Source organism: Citrobacter sp. S39 (assembly GCF_009495675.1).
In the GTDB taxonomy this organism is placed as follows: domain Bacteria; phylum Pseudomonadota; class Gammaproteobacteria; order Enterobacterales; family Enterobacteriaceae; genus Citrobacter; species Citrobacter freundii.
Genome location: NZ_CP045555.1, coordinates 2,381,347 through 2,399,965, shown reverse-complemented (window position 1 = coordinate 2,399,965; position 18,619 = coordinate 2,381,347). Strand labels below are relative to the sequence as shown.

General features: G+C 56.0%; 19 protein-coding genes. 1 reads left to right on the top strand and 18 read right to left on the bottom strand.

Annotated features, from left to right (window positions below; translation table 11 throughout):
- The first annotated feature begins 1 nt into the window (after position 1).
- Positions 2–901: an oxygen-dependent coproporphyrinogen oxidase gene (gene hemF, locus GFB57_RS11275; RefSeq protein ID WP_003038044.1), complete on the top strand. Its 900-nt coding sequence runs from the start codon at positions 2–4 to the stop codon at positions 899–901.
- Positions 902–1,030: 129 nt separating this feature from the next.
- Here hemF and eutR read toward each other — a convergent pair whose 3' ends face one another.
- From eutR to maeB, 18 genes are all read right to left on the bottom strand, one after another.
- A complete protein-coding gene (eutR, locus tag GFB57_RS11270; RefSeq protein WP_003038041.1) occupies positions 1,031–2,083 on the bottom strand; it encodes an HTH-type transcriptional regulator EutR in 1,053 nt (350 codons plus the stop codon).
- Between the two features lie 48 nt (positions 2,084–2,131).
- The gene (locus GFB57_RS11265; RefSeq protein ID WP_003038039.1) at positions 2,132–2,692 is read right to left on the bottom strand and encodes an ethanolamine utilization microcompartment protein EutK; all 561 of its coding nucleotides are present in this window, start codon (positions 2,690–2,692) and stop codon (positions 2,132–2,134) included.
- Between the two features lie 11 nt (positions 2,693–2,703).
- Entirely contained in the window at positions 2,704–3,363 is a 660-nt protein-coding gene (eutL, locus tag GFB57_RS11260; protein WP_003038036.1) for an ethanolamine utilization microcompartment protein EutL, read from the bottom strand.
- A 9-nt stretch (positions 3,364–3,372) separates the two neighbouring features.
- On the bottom strand, positions 3,373–4,263 hold the full coding sequence (gene eutC, locus GFB57_RS11255) for an ethanolamine ammonia-lyase subunit EutC (RefSeq protein WP_003038033.1): 891 nt from the start codon (positions 4,261–4,263) through the stop codon (positions 3,373–3,375).
- Between the two features lie 20 nt (positions 4,264–4,283).
- Positions 4,284–5,645, bottom strand: coding sequence for an ethanolamine ammonia-lyase subunit alpha (eutB, locus tag GFB57_RS11250; RefSeq protein ID WP_003038029.1), 1,362 nt, complete (start codon positions 5,643–5,645; stop codon positions 4,284–4,286).
- Between the two features lie 11 nt (positions 5,646–5,656).
- A complete protein-coding gene (eutA, locus tag GFB57_RS11245) occupies positions 5,657–7,060 on the bottom strand; it encodes an ethanolamine ammonia-lyase reactivating factor EutA (RefSeq protein WP_003038026.1) in 1,404 nt (467 codons plus the stop codon).
- A complete protein-coding gene (gene eutH / locus GFB57_RS11240) occupies positions 7,057–8,289 on the bottom strand; it encodes an ethanolamine utilization protein EutH (protein ID WP_003038023.1) in 1,233 nt (410 codons plus the stop codon). Before eutH ends, eutA begins: the two co-directional genes overlap by 4 nt.
- A gap of 119 nt (positions 8,290–8,408) precedes the next feature.
- Positions 8,409–9,596 carry an ethanolamine utilization ethanol dehydrogenase EutG gene (gene eutG, locus GFB57_RS11235; RefSeq protein ID WP_003038020.1) on the bottom strand — a complete coding sequence of 396 codons (1,188 nt, stop codon included), beginning with the start codon at positions 9,594–9,596 and terminating at the stop codon, positions 8,409–8,411.
- Positions 9,586–10,425 (bottom strand): ethanolamine utilization protein EutJ, encoded by an 840-nt coding sequence (eutJ, locus tag GFB57_RS11230; protein WP_008319796.1) that lies wholly within the window; start codon positions 10,423–10,425, stop codon positions 9,586–9,588. The genes eutG and eutJ overlap by 11 nt, the downstream gene beginning before the upstream one ends.
- 12 nt (positions 10,426–10,437) lie before the next feature.
- Complete coding sequence (locus GFB57_RS11225; RefSeq protein ID WP_003038014.1) at positions 10,438–11,841, bottom strand: aldehyde dehydrogenase family protein; 1,404 nt, start codon at positions 11,839–11,841, stop codon at positions 10,438–10,440.
- Positions 11,842–11,852: 11 nt separating this feature from the next.
- Positions 11,853–12,140: an ethanolamine utilization microcompartment protein EutN gene (gene eutN, locus GFB57_RS11220; protein WP_003038011.1), complete on the bottom strand. Its 288-nt coding sequence runs from the start codon at positions 12,138–12,140 to the stop codon at positions 11,853–11,855.
- Between the two features lie 114 nt (positions 12,141–12,254).
- Positions 12,255–12,548: an ethanolamine utilization microcompartment protein EutM gene (gene eutM / locus GFB57_RS11215; protein ID WP_003835054.1), complete on the bottom strand. Its 294-nt coding sequence runs from the start codon at positions 12,546–12,548 to the stop codon at positions 12,255–12,257.
- A 37-nt stretch (positions 12,549–12,585) separates the two neighbouring features.
- Entirely contained in the window at positions 12,586–13,602 is a 1,017-nt protein-coding gene (gene pta / locus GFB57_RS11210) for a phosphate acetyltransferase (protein WP_003038006.1), read from the bottom strand.
- On the bottom strand, positions 13,599–14,402 hold the full coding sequence (eutT, locus tag GFB57_RS11205; RefSeq protein WP_003038004.1) for an ethanolamine utilization cob(I)yrinic acid a,c-diamide adenosyltransferase EutT: 804 nt from the start codon (positions 14,400–14,402) through the stop codon (positions 13,599–13,601). Before eutT ends, pta begins: the two co-directional genes overlap by 4 nt.
- A 9-nt stretch (positions 14,403–14,411) precedes the next feature.
- Positions 14,412–15,116: an ethanolamine utilization acetate kinase EutQ gene (gene eutQ, locus GFB57_RS11200; RefSeq protein WP_003038001.1), complete on the bottom strand. Its 705-nt coding sequence runs from the start codon at positions 15,114–15,116 to the stop codon at positions 14,412–14,414.
- On the bottom strand, positions 15,094–15,573 hold the full coding sequence (eutP, locus tag GFB57_RS11195; protein WP_003037998.1) for an ethanolamine utilization acetate kinase EutP: 480 nt from the start codon (positions 15,571–15,573) through the stop codon (positions 15,094–15,096). Before eutP ends, eutQ begins: the two co-directional genes overlap by 23 nt.
- A gap of 12 nt (positions 15,574–15,585) precedes the next feature.
- On the bottom strand, positions 15,586–15,921 hold the full coding sequence (gene eutS, locus GFB57_RS11190) for an ethanolamine utilization microcompartment protein EutS (RefSeq protein WP_003037995.1): 336 nt from the start codon (positions 15,919–15,921) through the stop codon (positions 15,586–15,588).
- A gap of 160 nt (positions 15,922–16,081) precedes the next feature.
- Positions 16,082–18,361, bottom strand: coding sequence for an NADP-dependent oxaloacetate-decarboxylating malate dehydrogenase (gene maeB / locus GFB57_RS11185; RefSeq protein ID WP_003838520.1), 2,280 nt, complete (start codon positions 18,359–18,361; stop codon positions 16,082–16,084).
- Between the last annotated feature and the right edge of the window lie 258 nt (positions 18,362–18,619).

The window sequence follows — 18,619 nt, the reverse complement described above, 5'->3', positions numbered from 1 at the left end:
CATGAAGCCCGATGTACAACGCGTAAAACAGTTCCTGCTCAATCTGCAGGATGAGATTTGTCAGCAGTTATCCACCATAGACGGCACCGAATTTGTTGAGGATAACTGGCAACGCGCAGCGGGCGGTGGCGGGCGCAGTCGAGTGTTGCGTAACGGCGGTATTTTCGAGCAAGCAGGCGTCAACTTCTCTCATGTCCATGGCGATGCAATGCCGGCCTCGGCTACTGCACATCGCCCGGAGCTTGCCGGGCGTAGCTTTGAAGCGATGGGCGTCTCGCTGGTGGTGCATCCGCAGAATCCTTACATTCCGACCAGCCATGCCAACGTACGTTTTTTTATCGCGGAGAAACCGGGCGCCGACCCGGTGTGGTGGTTTGGCGGCGGCTTTGACTTAACGCCCTACTACGGCTTTGATGAGGATGCAGTTCACTGGCACCGCACGGCGCGGGATCTATGCCAGCCGTTCGGCGAAGATGTTTATCCCCGTTACAAAAAGTGGTGCGATGACTACTTCTTCCTCAAGCACCGCAACGAGCAGCGCGGCATTGGCGGGCTGTTCTTCGATGATTTGAATACGCCAGATTTCGAGCACTGCTTCGCCTTTATGCAGGCTGTTGGAAAGGGTTATACCGAGGCGTATTTGCCCATCGTTGAGCGCCGCAAAGCAATGAGCTGGGGCGAGCGTGAACGCAATTTTCAGCTTTATCGTCGCGGACGCTATGTGGAATTTAACCTGGTGTGGGATCGCGGCACATTATTCGGTTTGCAAACCGGCGGGCGCACGGAATCGATTCTGATGTCGATGCCGCCGCTGGTACGCTGGGAGTATGACTGGCAGCCAGAAGCGAACAGCCCGGAAGCCGCCCTTAGCGAGTTTATTCAGGTCCGCGACTGGGTGTAATGGCCTGATAGCGACACAATTCGTAGGTCGTAGGCCGGATAAGACGCAAGGCGTCGCCATCCGGCAGCGCAGCAAGCACAATTGCCTGATGGCGGCTAACGCCTTATCAGGCCTACTCAAGCTATACCATCACGCCCACTGGCGCATACGCTGATGCAGCGTCAACGACGGTTTCTCCGCAAACAGTTGCTGGTAGTCGGTAGCAAACTGCCCTAAATGCCAGAATCCCCACTGCATGGCGGCGTCTTTCACCGTCGCACTCTGCGACCACGGGCTTATCAACTCACGGCGCACGGCGTTCAGGCGAATACGTTTCAACCAGGCATTCGGGCCAATACCGAGGATGGCGTGAAAGGCATTTTGCAACGTCCGGCGGCTAACGTGCAGTTGATTGCATAAGTCGAGCACGGTCAGCGGCTCTGACATATTTTCCAGCACATATTCGCGCGCACGCGACAGCAAGCGACGATAGCTCTGATGGCTGATGCTCTCCGCAGTCATAATCGGCTGCGCTTCTTCCAGCATAGTCCCCATCGCCAGCAGCAGGTTATCGCCCAACACTTTGCGTACCGCAGGTTGGCGAAGGTTTTCCGGGTTTTCGCTAAACGTCGCCAGCGCCTGCTGCACAAAGCCCCATAGCGCGGCTTTGTGTTGTTCTTTCACTTCCAGCGCCGACTGGTTGCGCAGCATATGCAACACCCTTTCCGGGTTATGCAGGAAGTTGGCCTGACGGGCAATGGCCTCTTCAGAAATGACGACCCCCAAAATGGTGTAGTCATCCGGCGTACTTAGTTCAAACTCCGTCCCGCCTGGGCGGGTGGCAATTTCAGCGTTACCCAAACACTGGGTACCAATAAATCCCTGCTCGCCACGCGTGGCCGGAATGCCAAACCAAAATGAGTTTGGCCAGACAAGGCATGACTGACGCAGCGCCAGTCCGGTGTATTCACGGAACACCTGAATATCATCGAGCAGGATTTCCGTGAACTCGCCATGAAATTTTCCCGGATGCAGCTGGTCGTAGATCTGCTGCCAGGCTGTAATCGTCAGCGCGTGCTCATACACATCCGTTGTTCGCCGTTGATGAACGTTGTCCACTTCCACTTTCGGCGTCAATTTAACGTCTTCGGGTAATACTTCATGATAAAGATGGTGCAAGTTTGCAGTACGGTTCTTTTTCATGATCTTTTAAGCCGGAAGCTTCAACGAAGCCCCCGGCCCTCCGACAGGTTAATTTTTTAAGCGATAGCGACTACTGCGTTTACGCAACGCTCCGTCAGAAAAGAGCTGTTCCAGCGCATTTCTGGCTTCATCAAGTGACCAGCCAAAGTGGGCGGCCACTTCCCCTGCCGTCATTCCTTGACGGACCGATGTTAACAGCGCCAGCAATTCATCAGAGGATTCAGATGACACAGGTGCTTCCTGCGTCTTCTCTGGGGCCACATCTGACTTCACTTCAGGCTTCTGCTCTGGTTTCTTCGGTTCTGGTTTCTTCGGTTCTGGTTTCTTCGGCTGGCGTTTAAAACCGCCGATCAGCCACTGGGTGTCATCGTCCGGCCGGCCTATTTCCTTACGGCTGATAACACGGCCTGTACGCGCTGCAGCTGCACTGCCAGCATCCAGCGCTGCTCGGCATGCCGCCAGATCGCCTTCCACCACCAGCGTCAGCCGACCAGGATCGAGCACTTCGTGGCTAAGCAGGCGCACATTCGCGGCTTTCAGCATGGCATCGGCCGCGTCCACGGCAGCCACCATGCCATCCACTTCCAGTAATCCCAGTGCATTGATCATCACTACCTCTCTTACGCGCGCTGGATTGGATTACGGGCAATATCCAGAACGGCATCGGCAAAGGCGTTACATGCGGCTTTACAAGCGGCCTGGCTACCGGTCAAAAACGCTGCTGAATAGTTGGTTTCTGACGGCGGTGGTACATAGGTTACCAGTTGTACATCGGCAGATTTCAGCGCGGCATCAATACCAAATGTCGCTTCCAGCGGCGGTGCTACCAGATACGCCATCGGATCGCCCAGTCGGCATCCCGCGGTCGCGGAAAGATACGAACCGGTACGCGAAACCACATGCGCCAGGAAGGCGGTATCTTCTGCGTCATTCGCCCACTGGAATGCCGCACCGCTTTCAATATTGGCCACCATCGCGTCCAGACCCGCGCGAACTTCGGCCGGGTTTGGTCCACCGAGCATAATCAGCACTTCGCCCGAGGTTGGAGAGGGACTGTGCGCCGCACCGGCATACAGCGAGCGGCCATAAACCACTTCCACCATCGCCTGTTTTGTCGCTTCATCTGCGGCAATATACGCCACGTCATCAGAGTCTGCTGTGATGAGTCCGAGGCTACGTATATGTGGCGGTAATTTAAGTTCGCGGGCAAAACCGTCATTTGCCGAGGCAATCACACGCATCGCGGTGACTGAAGGTCTAATCAAATCTAATGCTGGCATGATGCCTCCTTAACGGGTCATATTGATGCCGGATGCTTTTTGCTCCAGCATGCGCTTGGCCAAATCCACAATCACCGCCGCCGCTTCAACCGGTGGCGTACCGCCCTGGTGAATGTTCGAGATGCAGGTACGGTCAGCCTCAACGGTGGTTGCCACACGCGGCGAATAGACGGCGTAGCAAGAAAGACTTTCCGACTGGCCGAGGCCCGGACGCTCACCAACCAGCAGGATCACCGCTTTTGCACCCAGCAGTTCGCCGATCTGATCTTCAATTTTCACGCGCCCATAGCGAACAAAGAACGGCGTCCCGACCTTCAATCCGGCCTGTTTTAAGCCCGACAACAACGGCGGCAGGATCTCTTCGTAGTTGGCGGTGATGGCGTCAGTAGACAGGCCATCAGAAATAATCACCTGCACATCCGGATTCATTACACACTGTGATTTCAGTGCTTCAATGGCTTCCGCACTCAGACGACGTCCCATGTCCGGGCGCGTCAGATACAGGTTTTTGTCGCTGATTTCCGAGCGCACTTCCAGTAGTCCCTGGGCTTTTACCCACTCTTCCGGCACTTCTTTCAATACCGTATCTTTCGAACGCGAGTGGTCAGCCAGGAAGCGCAGCAGCGCCTGGGTACGCGGACGTGGACCGGCACGGCCGGTACATACACGCGCAGCGGTGCTACGGCGCAGTTCGGTCAATACCTCTGCGCGATGCGGATTCTCAACGCCAATCCACGCTTTCGCTTCGGCTGAACCTAAGTCCATCGCACAGCTTTCACCGGTCGGCGCAGCGCACTGCGTAGTGCTGCATTTCACTTCCGCTGATGGCGCTTGAACCTGCGGCTCTCCCATTGACGCCATTACGCTGCGTACAATTTCTTCAATCTGTTTTTGATCCATCGTGTGTCATCCCCGCGTCATCAGAAGAACAGTGACGGATCGCCCGCCCGTTTGGTCAGGCGACCGTTTGCCATAATGCCCATGGTTTCCAGCCAGCGTTCAAACTCCGGCGACGGGCGCAGGTTCAGCAACTGGCGCACGGTCGCGGTGTCGTGGAAGGCGGTGGTCTGGTAGTTGAGCATGATGTCGTCACCGAGCGGCATGCCCATGATGTAGTTGCAGCCAGCGGTGGCGAGCAGAATCATCAGGTTTTCATTGAGGTTCTGGTCAGCATCAGCATGGTTGGTGTAACAGCAGTCGCAGCCCATTGAGATGCCGCTCAGTTTGCCCATGAAGTGATCTTCTAAGCCCGCGCGAATAATCTGACGGTCGTTGTAGAGATATTCCGGCCCGATAAAGCCCACCACGGTGTTCACCAGGAACGGATCGTAGTGACGCGCCAGCCCGTAGTTACGCGCTTCCATCGTCACCTGATCGGCACCAAAGTTAGCGCCAGCGGAGAGCGCAGACCCTTGCCCGGTTTCAAAGTACAGGCAGTTTTCCCCGGCGATACGGTTGAATTCAGCACCCACTGCACGCGCTTCATCCAGCATGGCCAGCTCAACGCCAAACTCTTTTAAGCCTTTTTCGCTACCACAGATACTCTGGAAAATCAGCCCACCCGGCGCACCGCGACGAATCGCTTCAATCTGGGTGGTGACGTGCGCCAGTACGCAGCCCTGGGTCGGAATATTGAACTTGTCGATAACGCCATACACGGTATCGAGCACGCGGCTTAAGTTTTCCACGTCATCTGTGACCGGGTTGACACCGATCACCGCATCGCCCGCACCGAAAGACAGTCCTTCATAGATTTGCGCCGCAATACTCTGTACATCGTCACGGGTATCGTTCGGCTGCAAACGGCAGCTAAAGGTGCCCGGTAGACCGATGGTGGTGTTAGCCTTTTTGATCACCGGCATTTTCTTACCGCCGTAGATCAGGTCCGCGTTAGAGCAGATTTTTGCTACCGCAGCGACCACTTCCGACGTTAACCCTTTACGCGTAAACGCAATGTCATCAACAGAGGTTTCATCGCTCAGCACGTACTCGCGCAGCTCGCTGATACTCCAGTTTTTGATGCGGTTATAGGCCGTTTCGTTGACGTCATCCTGAATCAGACGCGTCACGCAGTCCTCTTCATAGGAAATCACCGGGTTATTACGGATATCCGCTACCGTCATTTCCGACAATACCTGCTTAGCCGCCACGCGCTCTTGCGAACTGGTTGCAGCGACACCTGCCAGCACATCCCCCGAACGCAGTTCGTTGGCTTTTGCCAGCACCTCTTTAACATCCTTAAACTGATAAACATTGCCGAACAATGTGGTCTTTAGTTTCATAAGTCGTTCCCTCAGGAAGGAAATGCGAGTGATTTCACCGTCACCGGCACAACCGATCCGCCAAAAAGAGGCGTACCAATGTCGATATAGTCCCCCGCCCGGACAACCACCTCATCGATGACCGCCAGCGGGTGTTGCTGTAACTGTGGGCGTAACAGCATGCCCAGGGCTTTACCAAAATCCTGCTCGGCTACCACCAGCAGGGGATGCGGATTCGGATAGCGCGCGACAAAGGCCAGCAACGCATCAATCACCGTTAACAGCGCGGCGTAGCGCACCGGCAGAGAAGCGGGCAGCGCCAGCACGTAGGCGTCCGTTTGCGGGTCCAGATCGAGCTGCATTAGTGCCTGTTGCCAGGCGGCCACCAGATCAGCCTCATCAACCGGAATCGCCACCGGCAGATTGCGCAGCGGAAGCGCCACACCTTCCAGCCAGATAGTGCTGCCCGAAAGCGACAGCGTATGCGCACCGGCGCCAATCACTGTGGCGCGCACGGTTTGCGCCGGGAACTGCACGTTCATCTCACGCAGGCGCGGATGTTCATGCAGCGCCGTCGCTAACAGCGGCCCAATGTCGGAAAAACAGAACGGATCGGCAGGTTGGTTGCGGTAGCACTCGCCCACCCCGCCGGACAACGTAATCACTTCCGGCTTCACGCCCGCCGGTAACAGAGCGGTTTGCATCAGCGCCTGTGCCAGCGGTGATAACGTGCCGTCAATCACCTCCACAATCAGCGCCGCCATCCGTCGGGCCACCTGAACAAGCTGCGCCGCATTGAGGGTTCGGGCATCAGTGCCTGGACCAAATACGTCATCCACAATCATTTGTCCCGGCTGATGCGCATGCACCACGCGCCCCTGACCGTCCGTTTCCAGTAGCCGTCCGCCGACGTTCAGACAAGCCGATCCGCTGACTTTTCCGGCATCGAACAGAACGTAGTTCGACGTACCGCCGCCGATGTCGATATTCAGTACGCGGCACAACTTCTGCTCGGACAGGGTTTGTGCCCCCGCACCGTGACCAGCAATCACCGATTCCAGATGCGGACCGGCGCTGGCAACCACGAAATCCCCCAGCGACTGGGAGAGCGCCATCACCGCCGGGCGCGCGTTGCGCGTTTTGGCACTTTCCCCGGTAATGATGATCGCGCCGGAATCAACCGTTTCCGGCGCAATGCCCGCCGCCTGATACTGGGCGAGGATCAGTGCTTTCAGTTCGGCCTCTTTCAACCCGCCCTGCTTATCAACGGGGGTAAAGAACACCGGGCTTTGCCAGCTAATTTCGCGTTTGATGAATTCGTAGCGCGGCACCTGCGACACTGCCGCACGGTTAACCAGCTCAAGGCGCGAGAAGATCACCTGAGTGGTGGTGGTGCCGATATCGATACCGACGCTGAGTAGCTGGCGAGTATTCACGATTGCGCCTCCGGATTGGTTTCTGCTGGTGCCGGAACATCTTCGTCTTTCGGTACTAACAGCATAGCCACGCCAATCGCCGTCACGCCGCCGATCAGCTTGCCGACAATCATCGGGAAGATCATGGCGTTCATGTTGGCAGCGGCGAAACCTAAGTGGTCACCCAGAGCGAAGGCCGCGGAAACCGCAAAGGCGCAGTTGATCACTTTGCCGCGGGTATCCATGTTTTTCATCATGCCGAACATTGGGATGTTATTGGCAAGCGTTGCCACCATACCCGCAGCCGCAATGTTATTGACTTTTAACAGGTTGCCGACGCTCATCAGCGGTTTTTCAAACCAGCGGGTCAGCAGCAGCACCATCGGGTAGGCACCCAGCAGCACACAGGAGATAGAACCGATAACTTCGATGGCGCGCATCACTTCACCCGGCTTGTCGCCTGGCGCCATGAAAATAGGATCAAGACCTGGGATCAGCTCCCAGCCGAGCAGGAACTTGATGACTGCCGCAGCCAGACCGAGGGTGATCAGCGCTACCAGGAACTTGGCGAAGATCTGGAAGCCGTTGATCATTTTTTCCGGGATGAATTTCAGTCCCAGCGCCACCAGCACGGCTACGATCAGCACCGGGATCATGTTCATCAGGATCAACGCAAAGGTGAACTCCACCGGCTGACCGTTGATTTCCACACCGGAGTACATCGCGACCAGGCCACCCGCAATACAGCCAATCGGAATGGTGACAATACCGGCCAGCACGCCCAGCGCCAGATAACGACGGTCAGACGGTTCAATAATTCCCAGCGCAACCGGAATGGAGAACACCAGCGTCGGCCCCATCATCGCGCCGAGAATCAGGCCAGAGTACAACCATGCCGCCACGTCGCCGCCCGCCAGTTCTTTCGCCAGGAAGAAGCCGCCCATATCGCACGCCAGCAGCGTTCCGGCAAACATCGACGGGTTCGCGCCCAGCATTTCATACAGCGGAATAATTACCGGCCCGAGCACATGCGCCAGTACTGGCGCCAGCGCGGTCATACCGACCATCGCCAGACCCAGCGCGCCCATTGCCATAAAGCCTTCTTCAAACTGACCGCCCGATCCCTCAATACTCTTACCGAACTTACCGAGGAAGCGCGCCGAACCGCCGAACTGCGACAGGATCCTGTCCACGGCGGCAATCAGCATAAAGAACATCATGATGTACATGATGATTTCGTTAATTCCCATAGCCCCTACTCCCTGTCATTTGTGATTTGTAGGCCGGATAAGACGTTTACGTCGCCTCCGGCATTAACGCCGTGTTATTGCCGGATGGCGGTGCGAGCACCTTATCCGGCCTACAGGCATTACCCGGCAGCCGCGTACAGGTCGATAATCTGTTCCTGCGTGGCGGTGCGTGGGTTACTGCGAATACAAATATCCTCCAGCGCGGCGTGTGCCCATGCGCTGTAATGTTCGGGTTTTGCTCCAACGTCTGAGAGCCGTTTGGTCTGGCCCACTTCGCTAATCAACTCGCTGACCGCGTTGATAGCATCACGATCGTCCGATTTCTTGTTGGTTAACGCGCGTCCGATATGGCTGAAGCGCTCACGACACACCATGCGGTTGAACCCCATTACCGTAGGAAGCAGCATGGCGTTAGCCTGTCCGTGTGGGATATGCAACGTCGCTCCCGGCTGGTGCGCCATCGCATGGCACAGGCCCAGCCCTGCGCTGGAAAACGCCATCCCGGCCATACAGGAAGCCAGCAGCATGCTTTCGCGCGCCGCCAGATCCTGACCGTAGCCGACGGCCTTCGGCAGCGATTTACCTATCATCGCAATCGCGCCAATCGCCAGACTGTCGGTAAACGGCGTCGCGTTCAGCGCGCTATACGCTTCAACGGCGTGCGTCAGTGCATCAATCCCGGTCATTGCCGTTACATGTGCAGGCACGCCTTCCGTCAATGCAGCGTCCAGGATCGCCACATCCGGCATCAGGGTTGCGTGGGCCAGCACTTTTTTGAGTCCAGTCGCGGCGTCGATTATTACCGTGACGTTGGTGGTTTCTGAGCCCGTTCCGGCGGTAGTCGGTACGGCAATCAGCGGCAGACGTGGGCGTAACGCGCTGCGCTCGTCCATGTCTGCCAGCGTCTGAGTGGGGTTGGTCACCAGCAACGCCACTGCCTTGGCGGCATCCAGTACGGAGCCACCACCAAAGGCCACAACGCCATCGCACTTCGATTCACGCAATTGCGCGACCGCCGCGCAGACGTCTGTAATGCACGGTTCGCCCACCGGACATGGCCACAGCGTCATCGCCACGCCTTTCATCGCCAGACTGCGCTCCAGTGCGGCGGTCATCCCCGCCTGATGCAGGAAGCTGTCCACCATGACGAACATATGCGTCAATCCGCGCGTTTGTGCTTCCTGTCCGCAGGTACTGAGCGCTCCCAGCCCACAAAGGGTGACCGGTGGAACGCTAAACGTTTTTACGCGTTGCAGATTCAGGGTATCGAATGCCTGAAAGAGCGCGGTCTGCAATTCAGCTTGCATAGATTCCTTCCGCTTTTTCTTTTCCGCTGTTGGCAATCGCCAGCGGGGTCATAAACAGGCTGTGCTGGGGTAAATGCACCTGCAGTTCCGGGAAACGCTTACGGAACAGCTCATCAACGCCCGGCTGCATGCAGGAACCACCGGCCAGCCATAAATCGGTAACGCCCTGACCCGCAATATGATGAGCCACGATTTCCGCCATTTTTTCGTAGACAGGCTTCACCACCGGCCAGATTTCTTTGCCGTTGCTACGCTTGTACTGCTCGGCTTCTTCTAACTGGATACGACGGTTCCCGGCCAGCGTCAGAGAGATATGATGCCCACCGGTTGCTTCATCAGCGGAGTAGGTCACCTTGCCTTGTTTAACGATCGCAATCCCGGTAGTGCCACCACCAATATCCACCACGCCGGCGTTATCGAGCTGCAACAGATCCGCCACCGCTGTCGGTTCGTCGAACACATGGCTCACTTCAAGCCCGGCAGACTCCAGCACGTTAATAGAGATGCGAGGATCAGTTCCCGGTGGAAATGAGGTTGCCGCATGGGTAAAGCGGCAACCCAGCTGTTGTTCGAGCGTATCGAGATGGCGACGAACGATGGTCACCGCACCAAAGAAATCCCAGACGATGCCATCGCGCACGACATCGGCCCAGTCCAGGCAAACCGCGACCGGCTGTCCGTCACTGTCCACAACCATCGACACCACATCACACGTTCCCAAATCAATGCCCAACCACAGCGGTGAATCGCTCTTTGTGGGCGTCTGGTTACATAGCGTTGCCGCTTTTAGCAGTCTGGGTGTCAACCAACGTTGTTCGTCGTGCGCCATCTCATTTACTCCTTATACAATTCTGAAGGCGTCTACCAACACACAGCGACGCAGACGCACAAACGTACGCGCACTGGTCACCCCTTCCCCGGTTGGTGTGGTAATGGTCATCGTGGTCCAGCCTTCACCGCCCAGTCCAAGACCGGCAATGCACGGTCCGTTCTTAACGAAGATGCTGGTATCAATGGCGTTTGCCATACGGTTCATGTTGTCGATATTGCGCGAGTGCATCGCCGCCGTATGGTGGCAACCGCCTTCAAGCTTGACCGCCAGTTCAATGGCTTCATCGACGTTAGCGACCCGCACGACCGGTAGAACCGGCATCATCAGTTCGGTGACGGCAAACGGATGCGTCGCGGAGGTTTCGACGAATAACAGACGGGTTTGCTCCGGTACGTTCAGACCAATCGCCGCAGCGATTTTGCCTGCGTCACGACCTACCCAGTCACGACTGACCGTGCCTTTACCGCGCTCATCGATATTTTTCAGCAGCACCGGCTGCAGCTGTTCGGCCTGGGCCGTGGTGAGTTTCACCGCATGCTGGCTTTCCATCAGACGCATCAGTTCATCAGCGACGCTATCGACCACGATCAGCACTTTTTCGTCAGCGCAGATGATGTTGTTGTCAAACGATGCACCTTTAACTACCGACTGCGCCGCGCGTGCCAGGTCAGCCGTTTCATCAACCACCACCGGCGGATTACCTGCGCCAGCGGCAATCAAACGTTTGTTGGTGTGCTTACGCGCGGCATCTACTACGGCTTCACCACCGGTCACCACCAGCAGGCCGATACCTGGGTACTTGAACAGACGTTGGGCAGTCTCGATATCTGGGTTGGCAACTGTCACCAACAGGTTTGCCGGACCGCCTGCGGCAACTACCGCCTGGTTAAGCAGAGTGATAGCGCGCTGAGAGACTTTTTTCGCCGCCGGATGCGGTGCGAAAACCACGCTGTTTCCAGCGGCAATCAGGCTGATGGCGTTGTTAATGACGGTCGCGGCCGGGTTGGTAGATGGGGTTACCGAGGCCACCACGCCCCACGGCGCGTTTTCAATCAGCGTCAGACCGTTATCGCCGGTCAGAACCTGTGGAGACAAGCATTCCACACCCGGCGTGCCGCGCGCCTGCGCCACGTTTTTGGCAAATTTATCTTCGACGCGTCCCATGCCGGTTTCAGTGACGGCAAGTTCCGCTAATTCTCTGGCGTGCTTTTCGCCCGCCTCACGTAGCGCCGTGATAGCCAGTTGGCGCATGGCGACGCTTTTCAGCCCCTGCTGGGCCAGTTTTGCTGCCGCCACTGCGTCATCCAGGGAGGCAAAAACGCCCATTTCTTGAACGGCACTGACGGGTTGGCTGCTGTCTTTCATTTTCAGCAGTACCGCTTTCACGACCTGTTCAATATCCTGTTGATTCATGATTTTCTGCCTTATTTATGGAAGATCACCTGACCACCTGCCACCACTTCATCGACAATGCCAATCACGCACAGATCGACAGGCGATGATTCATTCCGGTGCGCCTGACGGGCGGAGCTTCCGCTGACCAGCAGCACCCACTCTCCGGTTCCCGCCCCGATGCTGTCGATAGCAACAGCACATTGCCCGTCGGGATTTCCCTGGGCGTCAATCATTTCCACCATCAGCAACTTGTCGTGCGCGAGCCCCTGATGGCGTACGGTACAAACAATTTGTCCTGTAACGATTGCCAGTTTCATACGCGCCTCCGTGGCATATTTCAGGTAAAACCTCCCCCTACCCTCCGCAGAAGGTAATGTGAAAAGGAGAGAGGGTGACGCCAGCAATGAAGTCTGTGGCGTCACATGGACGACTTACATGTCGTTGCTGTCGCCTTTAAAGCTGATCGGGAACACTTCTTCCAGATCGCCGTGCGGACGCGGGATCACGTGCACTGAAACCAGCTCGCCAATACGCTGTGCTGCCGCAGCACCTGCGTCCGTTGCAGCTTTACATGCCGCTACGTCGCCACGGACCATGGCAGTGACCAGACCGCCACCGATCTGCTTCACGCCAACCAGTTTCACGCGTGCCGCTTTAACCATTGCGTCAGAAGCCTCAATCAGTGCAACCAGGCCCCGGGTTTCAATCATTCCTAATGCTTCCATTGTGTTTTCCTCTCATTAAGGGGTCCTGAACGGGACCTTATACAACCAGTGTGTGCGAGGCGTTTTCACGACTCATGTCAGTCTGGCGCGGCACTGCTGCCACCAACGCCAGTTCGATAATTTCCTGTACGCTACAGCCACGAGAGAGATCATGAAGCGGTGCGGCAAGCCCCTGAATCAATGGCCCTACTGCGCGATACCCTCCCAGACGCTGAGCGATTTTGTAGCCAATATTGCCTGCCTCAAGCGATGGGAAGACCATCACATTGGCATTGCCCTTTAACGGACTGGCGGGCGCTTTTTGCGCAGCGACATCCGGAACAAAGGCGGCATCAAATTGCAGTTCACCGTCCACGGTAAGCTGCGGGGCACGCTCACGAACGATCTCGGTCGCCTGCTGCACGTTAGCGACGTTAGGATGGCGAGCACTGCCATTACTTGAAAACGACAGCATAGCCACGCGCGGCTCTTCACCTGTGATCGCTTTCCAGGTTTCAGCGCTGGCGATGGCGATATCCGCCAGCTGTGCAGCGGTGGGCTGCGGCACAACGCTACAGTCTGCAAATCCTAATGACGGCCCGAGATACTGCGGCAGCATCAGAAAAATTGACGACAGCGTTTTGCAACCAGGCTGTAATCCAATAATGCGCAATCCTGCACGAAGCACGTTTGCCGTTGATGACAAGTTGCCCGCAATACACACATCGGCTGTACCGGCACTGACCATCGCGGCGGCGAACATCAGCGGATCGTTGAGCTTCTCCCGCGCATCCGGCGGCGTTTTTTCGCCCGCCGTTGCCCGCCAGCGCAGGGCAAACTCTTCACGCATCTGTACATTGCTTTGTGGATCAATAACCTGAATACCGTCCATGGCTACGCGATGGCTGAGCGCAAACTGGCGTAGCGCAAACGGGCTGGCGACGAGAATGGGGCGTGCCAGACTGTGCTGATGCAGGTAATTGGCCGCCTTCAGCACCCGGACATCCAGCGCATCCGGAAACACTACTCGTGCAGGTGAGCGTTGGGCGAGTTGACGAGCACGTTCAATGATCATTGCTTCTCCCCCAGTCTCTGTTGAATTTGACTAACCGTCAGCGGATGCTTTGCAACACTCAGAATCATCATCACGTAGACCGTACTGGAAAGGCGGTTGAGCGCCTGCATAATGTCCGGTCGCATAACCTCAAAACTGCGAGTGATGAATACCTGGGCCGCCACCGTCTCCGTTTCACGGACTTTGGTACGCAGCAGATTAAGTAACGCGCAATCACGTCCATGGCTGGCTTCAGGCACCAGATGGTCGTGGTCCAGATAGCGCAGCGGTTGATGCGAAAGACGGTGTAAATCTTCGTCACTTAAACCCACGACAGCTTGTGCTGCCAGCGGCTCATCCATGGCGTCTGCGCGCATAATATTGCCCAGGCGCGAGCGGATATCCGCCAGCCACGGCTGCCATGGTTCTGCCATCTCAATCTGCAACCACACGGCCAGGGCGATGGTGCTGTCCAGCGCGGCGCGAAATCCCAGCCGAGGGTCACTTTTGGCGACCATCTTGTCCGCCGTCAGATGCGTCAGGGTGTCCGGTTTCTTCGCCACCGGTTGATGGCACAGTTCGCAGCTGGCCTGTGGATGCGTATCACTGCTGGTTAATCCATGAACCGGCTGCGGCTGCTGTTCTTCGTCATCAATAAACAGGCTGCCCTGCTCGTCAATAAACTTAATGCGCAGATGTCGGCTTTCCAGTAATTCCCGGGCAGACGGCGTCAGGCGAGCGTCAGCGGGGAGATGAATTTCAGCCCCTTCGCTGAGCGTATGATTCGCTCTGAGCCATGCTTCGGTAATGAAATCCTTCATACATCCGCCTTAGCAGGACTGCCAGTTCGCAGGCCAGGCCACATACAGAAACTTCACCGTCGATGGCGTACCAAATTCGATGCTGGAGCCTTTCGGGATAAACATCACGTCCCCGGCTTTTGCAATCATGGTTTCGCCTTCGTGGCGAACATGCAGCTCTCCTTCCAGAATCATGTCGATTTCGTCGTAGTTCAGCGTCCATGGGAAAAAGGCGTTATCCCACTGCATAAACCCGGCGGCCATGCTGCTACCGTCCTGGTCGGTCACCAGATCGGTTAAGCCCACGCAGTGCGGCTGCGCGCCGTCAAAACGACCAAACTTCACGCTGCTGCCGTCGATGACTTTCACACCGCCTTTGCCGGTCACCGAGTTAAAGCTCGGCTGCATTCCGCCCTGCTCCAGCGACTGCTTTTCCTTCATGACTTTGTCCATCAGCTGCGCGACCAGGCTTTCGGTAAACTGCCCTTCCGGTAACTGCGCAATGATGGTTTCGCGAATACGCTGGCTTTCCGTTTTGCCATCAATCACCGCAGCCGGAGCAGCAGCGACGGCGCCTGGCGCGGATTCATCGCATTCACTGATGGTAACGCCCAGCAGCTCCGCAACTTCGCGCGCCTCCGGGGTGATGATGCTGGCGCGCAGAACAACCGACATTTCCTGTTCGCCGCGTGCGTGGGCCGCACGAATATCGTTAGCTGTGATGAGTTTTTTCACCTGCCCTTTCCTCCTTTTGGCTGAGCTCAGTCAGATAATCCACCAGGTGCTGCACACTGCGCGGGTCATGGCTATTGAGCTCAAAAATCGGCTCCTGAAACCCCATCCCGCGAAGTAGTTGTCGCGTTGCGGCGACGTCGGCATCCGGCATGTCCGTTTTACTGATAACGGCGATTTGTCGTTTACTGGCACCGATATCCAACAGCCCGGCAGGTAAGCGACTTTCTTTATCATTTGCCGCGTGTATATAAATCAACGTATCAACATCCTGCAGCGTGGTAATTAAGGCGTGATACCAGCGCGGATGGCTAAAATATTCCCCTGGCGTATCGATATCGCCATTTTCATTAAACTCCACGGCCTGTGTTTTTCTGGCGAGGGAGTAATTCCCCTGTAGCGCATTAAAGAGCGTTGTTTTCCCCGCCCCCACCGTACCGACAAACGCAATACGTTTCATCGCCGCCTCTGATTAACTTTTTGTCAGGTTGCACAAAGTGAAATTTAATAATCGACCCAGACCGCTTACCGTCTGTAATAACGCTTCTTCTACTGCGCCTACCGAGCCGTAGATCACCAGTGCGCCGCTGAATCTATCAAGAAAACCGATATGTACATCCGCCGCCTTCATGGCTAAGTCACCGGCAATCATCGCGGTTTCGCCTGGCGTCAGCGTCATGATGCCGATAGCGCCCGCTTCGGGAACGCCGATCTTTTTCGCTAATTCCTCGCCGGGGTGCGCAATGAGATGCGCCAGCGTGACCTGTTTCCCCGGCACAAATTCCTGAATAATGCGTTCTTTTTCCATTGCTCACCGCCTCCGCTAAAACTGCCCTTATCGTGGCAATTTTTTGTCAGAGTAAATAACAAAATTCGGCAACCAGGTTTAAAAGGTGAAGTAGATCACTAAGAAAAGGAAAATAAAAAGGCGCGAGAGAAACCCGCGCCGGAAATTAATTAAAGTGAAATTACAGCGGCTGCGTTTGGGCTTCTACAACCGCCAGCGCCACCATATTAACGATACGACGAACAGAGGCGATCGGCGTTAATACATGAACAGGTTTCGCAACTCCCATCAGCACCGGGCCAACCGTTACGCCTTCAGAACTGGAAACGCGTAGTAAGTTGTAACTAATACGGGCCGCTTCCATATTCGGCATCACCAGAATATTCGCTGAGCCTTTCAGCGGACTGTCCGGCATGCGGTCATTACGGATACTTTCCACCAGCGCGGCGTCGCCGTGCATTTCGCCGTCAATCATCAACTCTGGCGCGCGCGCCTTAATCAGCTCCAGCGCTTCGCGCATTTTGCTGGCCGACGGGCAGTCAGAGGAACCAAAGTTGGAGTGCGACAGCAACGCCACCTTCGGTTCAATACCAAAGCGACGCACAGTCTCTGCCGCCATCACAGCGATTTCCGCCAGTTGCTCAGGCGTAGGATCGTCGTTGACGTAAGTATCGGCGATAAAAGTGTTACCACTTGGCAGCAGCAAGGCGTTCATCGCCCCAGCAGTATGCACGCCGTCACGATGACCAAACACCTCTTTCACCACGCTGAAGTGCTCATGGTAGTCACCAATCGTACCGCAGATCATCGCATCCGCTTCGCCACGCTGCACCATGATTGCACCGATCACCGTAGTGTTGGCAATCACCGCACGCTGCGCCTGCTCCTGGGTGATCCCACGGCGCTTCATAATCTGGTAGTACTCGCTCCAGTACTCTTTAAAGCGTGGATCGGATTCGTTGTTGACGATCTCAAAATCGACGCCCGCTTTGATCTGCAGCCCCAGTTTCTGGATACGCATTTCAATAACGCTCGGACGACCGATCAGGATTGGTTTTGCCAGTCCTAAAGTAATCAGCTCCTGAGTAGCATGCAGTACACGCGCTTCTTCCCCTTCCGTCAGCACCACACGCTTCGGCGCTTTGCGTGCCAGGGAGAAAATTGGCTTCATGAACAGGTTGGTTTTGTAGACGAATTCAGTCAGCTTATCGATGTAAGCGTCAAAGTCGGCAATCGGACGCGTGGCCACACCAGAGTCCATCGCTGCTTTCGCCACAGCAGGGGCGATTTTGACGATCAGACGCGGGTCGAACGGTTTCGGAATGATGTATTCCGGGCCGAAGCTCAGGTCCTGATCGCCATAAGCAGAGGCCACCACTTCACTCTGCTCGGCATGCGCCAGCTCAGCAATGGCGTGCACCGCCGCCAGTTTCATCTCTTCGTTGATGGCCGTTGCACCGACATCCAGCGCACCGCGGAAGATGAACGGGAAGCACAGGACGTTATTAACCTGGTTCGGGTAGTCTGAACGGCCAGTACAAATGATTGCGTCGGAACGCACCTCTTTTGCCAACGGCGGCAGGATTTCCGGTTCCGGGTTAGCGAGTGCCAGAATCATTGGCGCACGCGCCATCTTCTTAACCATTTCCTGCGTCAGCACTTTCGGACCGGAGCAACCGAGGAAAATATCTGCGCCGTCAATGACATCATCCAGCGTACGCTTACCGTCATCCACCACCGCATAAGCCGCTTTGGTTTCCGCCATGTTCGGTTCGCGGTCTTTGTAAATCACGCCTTTGGAGTCACAGACCACAATATTGTGTTTCTGCATACCCAGCGCTACCAGCAGGTTCATACAGGCAATCGCCGCTGCGCCTGCGCCAGACACCACCATGCGCACGTCGGAGATATTTTTCTCAACCACCCGCAGACCGTTCAGAATTGCGGCAGTACTGATGATTGCCGTACCGTGCTGGTCATCGTGGAAGACCGGAATATTCATGCGTTCGCGCAGCTTTTGCTCAATGTAGAAACACTCCGGCGCTTTGATATCTTCGAGGTTGATACCGCCAAACGTGGGTTCCAGGGCCGCAACCACATTGATAAATTTATCCGGATCGAGTTCATCGACTTCAATGTCGAACACGTCGATCCCGGCGAATTTCTTAAACAGAACGCCTTTACCTTCCATCACCGGTTTGCCGGCCAGTGCGCCAATATTGCCCAGGCCCAGCACCGCCGTACCGTTGGAAATAACCGCAACCAGGTTGCCGCGCGCGGTGTATTTGTAGGCTGCCAGCGGGTCCTTTTCAATTTCAAGACACGGTGCAGCCACGCCCGGCGAGTAGGCCAGCGCCAGATCGCGCTGCGTTGCCAGAGGCTTGGTCGGAGAAACCTGGATTTTACCGGGTACCGGAAATTCGTGGAAATCGAGGGCGCTTTGTTTTAACTGGTCATCCATCTTGTTGTTCCTTTCACGTATCTATCAAAAAAGTGGCGCGGGTAACCATTCTACTGAGCCGCACATTATCACCTCAGTCAACGGCACAAACTTTGAAGGTCCCCAAACTCTCACCATTCAAAGAAAGAATTTGTTATCAATTTATAACAGCCATGTTACCTGCTTAATCCAGCAATACCATGCTTGTCTGCTATGCTTTTTGCTGACAACGCCCGCAATTTTCCCAAAAGTGTGAATCACAACACGCATCTAACACTT